This is a genomic window from Planktothrix sp. FACHB-1355, from assembly GCF_014748295.1.
In the GTDB taxonomy this organism is placed as follows: Bacteria; Cyanobacteriota; Cyanobacteriia; order Cyanobacteriales; family Aerosakkonemataceae; genus Aerosakkonema; species Aerosakkonema funiforme_A.
In genome coordinates this window covers 1-5327 of sequence record NZ_JACJUP010000391.1, presented here as the reverse complement: position 1 = coordinate 5327, position 5327 = coordinate 1, and the positions used below count along the sequence as shown (strand labels likewise).

Genomic DNA, 5327 nt, shown 5'->3' with positions numbered 1-5327 from the left:
GGGGAGTGGGGGAGCGGGAGAGTGGGGGAGAAAAGAACAACAGGTTACTTGCGATCGATCATCTTACGGCGGGAAGGGAGTAATTCCTAAAGTTACTCATAGTTGGTCGCGGCAATCAACTTGACAACGTGCTGGTTTTGTGATATGTTGGCCGCCATGCCGAAAACCAAGCGTCAAAATTATCTGGTTTGGAAACCACAGTCGATTCAAAACTGACCAGCCTGTAAAAAGGTCGAACGGGAGACCACGATTCGTTAAATAGGTTGAAAATAATGGATGAAAAATGACTAAAAGCTTCAAGAATAGTTGTTCAAAGCACGCATAGGGTGGGCTACACACTTTCTTGACGCTCTGGACAAGTAGGAAGCCTACTCCCTTGAAGAAAGCAGGAAGCAGACCCTCTAGAAGTTATGTATTTCTAGTTGAATGGTGAGACTTAAATAAGTTTAGCCAAGTTTTGTGTAGCAGCTACTTAACTACTACAATGCAACAAAAGTTCAAACGTTTTCTTCTAAACCAAAAAAGTACAAAGGTCAAGCATCATGGGTGATATGGGGCGCGTGCCCGTTGGGATTGTTGGCGCGTCAGGTTACGGCGGTGTCCAACTGGTAAGGCTCCTAAAGGAACATCCGGGAGTCGAACTGGTATATTTAGGCGGTGAAAGTAGTGCAGGGAAACCTTTTTCCGATCTGTACCCGCACCTGGGTCATCAAGTTGACCTGACGATCGAGCCGATAGATTTAGAACAAATAGCAGCTCGCTGTCAAGTTGTGTTTCTCTCTCTTCCCAATGGTTTAGCCTACAAGATGGCACCAACTTTGTTGGAGAAGGGTTGCAAAGTTTTGGATCTTTCAGCAGACTATCGATTTGCTGATATAGAAACTTATACAGCATGGTACGGAGGCGATCGCAACGACAAAGCAATCGCAGCATCAGCAATTTACGGTTTACCGGAACTGTATCGCGATCGCATCGCTTCTGCCCAGCTAGTGGGATGTCCCGGTTGCTATCCCACCGCTAGCTTGCTAGCGCTCTCTCCCCTGCTCAAACAAGGGTTAATTCTGCCAGAAACTGCGATCATCGATGCCAAATCGGGCACTTCTGGCGGTGGGAGACAAGCGAAAACCCATCTGCTGCTGGCAGAAGCAGATAACTCCTTGGGTGCCTATGGCGTCGCCCGCCACAGACATACCCCAGAAATCGAGCAAATCTGTAGCGACTTAGCCGGACATGAAGTTACGGTGCAATTTACTCCTCACCTAATTCCAATGGTGCGGGGGATATTGGCCACCGTTTACGCCACCCTTAGAGATCCGGGATTAGTGCGAGAAGATTTAATCACGATCTTCAATGCCTTCTATCGCAACGCTCCTTGGGTGAAAGTATTGGCAGGTGGTGTATATCCGCAAACTAAGTGGGCTTGCGGTACAAATCTCTGCTACATTGGCGTCGAAGTTGACCCCCGCACCGATCGCGTTATCGTCATGTCGGTAATAGATAATTTAATGAAAGGTCAGGCCGGCCAAGCTGTTCAGTGTATGAACCTGATGAGCGGTTGGGAAGAAACCTTGGGACTACCCCAAATGAGTTTTTATCCCTAATTAGGGGTTAGGGGTTAGGGGTTAGGGGTTAGGGGAAGAGGGAAGAGGGAAGAGGGAAGAGAGAGAGGGAAGAGGGAAAAGGGAAGAGGGAAAAGGGAAAAGATTTATTCTCCTGCTCTCCCGCTCCCCCACTCTCCCGCTCCCCCACTCCCTCTTCCCTAAGCCCTAATCCCGACGCCCTAGCCTTACTTTGGCCCTAACCCGACAGCGCCTGCGTAAAGGGCTTGGTCGCCTAATTCTTCCTCAATTCGCAGCAGTCGGTTGTATTTAGCTACACGTTCGCTGCGACAGAGGGAACCAGTTTTAATTTGACCGGCGCGAGTAGCTACAGCTAAGTCGGCTATGGTGGTATCTTCTGTTTCGCCAGAACGGTGACTGATGATCGATCGATAGCTGTTGCGAGTGGCCATATCGATCGTTTCCAAAGTTTCCGTTAAAGAGCCAATTTGATTGAGCTTAATCAAAATGGCATTACCGGCATTGGTTTCGATGCCTTTTCGCAACCGTGTGGGGTTGGTGACAAACAAGTCATCGCCGACTAGCTGGACGCTAGAACCTAACTTCTGGGTTAGCAAAGTCCAGTTTTGCCAGTCTTCTTCGTGCAGTCCATCTTCAATAGAAACAATCGGATACTGCCCAACCAGCTTAGCTAGATAATCGATGAACTCAGCGGGCGAGTGAGCTGCACCATCATAAACGTACTGGCCCTGTTTGTAGAATTCGCTGGCTGCTACATCTAGCGCCAAAGCAACTTCTTCTCCAGGTTTATAGCCAGCTTTCTCAATGGCAGCTACCAACAAATCCAAAGCCGCCTGATTCGATTCTAAGTTCGGTGCAAATCCACCTTCATCGCCTACTCCGGTCAGCAAACCTTTGTCGTGCAACACTTTGCTTAGGGAGGAAAACACTTCTGCACCCCAGCGTAAGGCTTCTCGGAAAGTAGGTGCGCCTACAGGCACAATCATGAATTCTTGAAAATCCACATTGTTGTCAGCGTGGGCACCACCGTTGATTACATTCATCAAGGGCACAGGTAACAGGTTAGCCAAAGGGCCACCCAAGTAGCGATATAGAGGCAGGGTCAGTGCAGCTGCACTGGCTTTCGCTGCTGCCAGGGAAACTGCCAAAATAGCATTTGCGCCCAGATTCGATTTATTTTGGGAACCATCTAAATCGATCATGGTGCGATCGATCAGTTCCTGGTTAACTGCATCGAGATCGATCAGTTCCGGGGCAATTTTTTCTTTGACATTTTCCACTGCGGTGAGAACTCCCTTGCCTCCGTAACGGCTTTTATCGCCGTCCCGCAGTTCGTGAGCTTCAAAAGTGCCGGTAGAAGCACCGCTGGGAACTTGGGCTAGTCCCATGACGCCGTTAATCAGATGGACTTCTGCTTCAACGGTAGGACGCCCGCGAGAGTCGAGAATTTCTCGCGCCTGAATAAATTCGATCGCAGTATCTAGTGTGTCGGTCATAATCAACCTTGTGATAGCGCTGATGAGAATTGGCTTGCGACGGGCAGCAGTGCTTTCGGATCGAGATGCACTCCTGCAAGCCCGATCGTTAAGCATAGATGCTCAACAGACTTTTCACACCCAGATTAAAAATGTCTGCGGATTTGGTTTGTGATTTTGTTAACAAAGCTGTGTAACTGGCGATAGACGAGGATACTGCGAGCCAACCCGTACAATAGAAAACAGTGAAAGCATTTGGAATTGGTTATGCGACTGCTACATACAATGCTGCGCGTCGGCAACCTGGAAGAATCCCTTAAGTTCTACACCCAAGTGCTGGGTATGAAGTTGCTGCGCCAAAAAGATTATCCAGATGGCAAGTTTACTCTGGCTTTTGTGGGATACGGCGACGAGTCTGACCACACGGTCTTAGAATTAACTTACAACTGGGGTACTGACAAGTACGATTTGGGCGATGCTTACGGTCATATTGCCATTGGCGTCGATGATATTTACGCTACCTGTGCAGAAATCAAGGCTCGTGGCGGTAAAGTAGTGCGGGAACCCGGGCCGATGAAACACGGTAGTACGGTAATTGCTTTTATCCAAGACCCCGATGACTACAAGATCGAACTGATTCAACTGGGTACTCAAGGCTCTGCCACCGAAAAGCAAAAATCTAAACAGGAACTGCTTACAAAGTAAAAAGAATAATGCTATCCTAAGAATAGACCTGGACCCATGCGGCCACAACGCCCAAACCTTGTCAGGACCGGAAGGTAGCAGCAATACGGGATGCTTGTAGCAGGCGTGGTATCCGGGTCGCCCTTTTTTAAGAGCGTTTTTTGGCTATGGCTGGTTTAGGAGATCTTGTCAAAAAAGCCTTTTACCTGGGAGTTGGTGTAGTTGCCACCGCAGGGGAAAGAGCGGGTATGACACTGGCTGAACTGAGAGAGCAAGCCCAAAAGCTGGCAGATGAAATGGTGGCGAAGGGTGAAATGACTACAGAGGACGCCCGACGCCTAGTAGACGAGATGGTAAACCGAGCCCAGCAACAGCAACCGATCGACTCATCATCGACGAGCAGCAAACCGTCTGAACCGCGTAGGATTGAAATTGTCGTAGAAGATGACGATGCCTCTGGAGGCGAGGGTCAGAATGTCGATGTTTTACGGCAACAAGTGATGTCATTACAAGACGAACTGCGCCGTCTGAAGCAAGATTAGTATCATTACAAAAGATGGATTGTTCGCACTGGCGATCGCAGTCTATGGCCGACTTTTTTGATTCAGCCTTCTGGCGTAGGTTGCCACTCAACAATCACTGATAATTTTGGATATCATGTTGAAATTAAAAGGCTTCTCTCGCTAATTTCTCTATTTATTTTGAGAGCCAGCCCAGCATAAACACTATGGAAGAATGGCAAAAAAATTTGGTTGAAATACTAGAGACAGTAGCTGATGAAGTGGAGCAATTCTTACTTGAAATGACTGAAACGCTAGAAACGTTTGCAGAATTTTCTGAAGAATTCGCTCATCAGTTGCACAGCACTATATCTGAAGATATCGAACGGTTTTTTAGCGAAATAGTCGATCCAATGCTGGGGGTTACTCCTCAGCTTGAAGACACATTATTTGATGAGGAATGGACAGTAAGCGATGCAGAAGATCCTTTGATAGCACAATATCCTGCCTGTGTTGGTTGTCGTAATTTCCACGGTCAATTTTATGGTGGAAATTTGCTTGTTTGTGGAATGCACCCTTATGGTTGGTCAGGCGAGAATTGTCCTGATTGGGAAGCAGGCGAAAACAGCGATAACGATTACAACCCACCATCTATTTTTTAGGTATCGATTATGACTAACTCTTCAGCTGACCCAGTTATTTCGTCGGAATCTGTAGTTATAGAGCAAAATTCACAGATAAAGTATGGGGAACGCCACATAGCAGAAGGAAAGTTGATTACTTTTCCAAATCCGCGTGTGGGGCGACGCTACAATATCAACGTTAGTTTGCCAGAGTTTACTTGTAAGTGTCCGTTTTCTGGCTATCCAGATTTTGCCACAATCCACATTAACTACGTTCCAGATGAAAAGGTGGTGGAGTTGAAGGCGCTGAAGTTATATATTAATAGTTATCGCGATCGCTACATTTCCCACGAAGAATCGGTTAATCAAATTTTGGATGACTTCGTTGCTGCTTGCGACCCCTTAGAAGTAACTGTCAAAGGAGATTTTTCTCCTCGCGGTAATGTTCATACAGTGATTGAGGTG

Annotated in this window: 6 protein-coding genes and 1 other RNA gene; 6 read left to right on the top strand and 1 reads right to left on the bottom strand. The window is 47.4% G+C overall.

Annotated features, from left to right (window positions below):
* The first annotated feature begins 542 nt into the window (after positions 1-542).
* A complete protein-coding gene (argC, locus tag H6S82_RS16650) occupies positions 543-1601 on the top strand; it encodes an N-acetyl-gamma-glutamyl-phosphate reductase (RefSeq protein WP_190465153.1) in 1059 nt (352 codons plus the stop codon).
* A 185-nt stretch (positions 1602-1786) separates the two neighbouring features.
* Here the strand turns inward: argC and eno are convergent, their stop codons facing one another.
* Positions 1787-3076: a phosphopyruvate hydratase gene (gene eno / locus H6S82_RS16645; RefSeq protein WP_190465154.1), complete on the bottom strand. Its 1290-nt coding sequence runs from the start codon at positions 3074-3076 to the stop codon at positions 1787-1789.
* Positions 3077-3322: 246 nt separating this feature from the next.
* Here eno and gloA point away from each other — a divergent pair, with 246 nt between their 5' ends.
* The 5 genes from gloA to queF form a co-directional block, all read left to right on the top strand.
* Positions 3323-3760 carry a lactoylglutathione lyase gene (gloA, locus tag H6S82_RS16640; RefSeq protein ID WP_190465155.1) on the top strand — a complete coding sequence of 146 codons (438 nt, stop codon included), beginning with the start codon at positions 3323-3325 and terminating at the stop codon, positions 3758-3760.
* Between the two features lie 25 nt (positions 3761-3785).
* Positions 3786-3882: signal recognition particle sRNA small type (gene ffs, locus H6S82_RS16635), an RNA gene on the top strand.
* 24 nt (positions 3883-3906) lie between these two features.
* Positions 3907-4281: a hypothetical protein gene (locus tag H6S82_RS16630; protein WP_190465156.1), complete on the top strand. Its 375-nt coding sequence runs from the start codon at positions 3907-3909 to the stop codon at positions 4279-4281.
* Between the two features lie 185 nt (positions 4282-4466).
* Positions 4467-4901 carry a hypothetical protein gene (locus H6S82_RS16625; RefSeq protein WP_190465157.1) on the top strand — a complete coding sequence of 145 codons (435 nt, stop codon included), beginning with the start codon at positions 4467-4469 and terminating at the stop codon, positions 4899-4901.
* Positions 4902-4910: 9 nt separating this feature from the next.
* Positions 4911-5327: preQ(1) synthase (gene queF / locus H6S82_RS16620; protein WP_191056443.1), on the top strand; the 417-nt coding region annotated here is incomplete at its 3' end.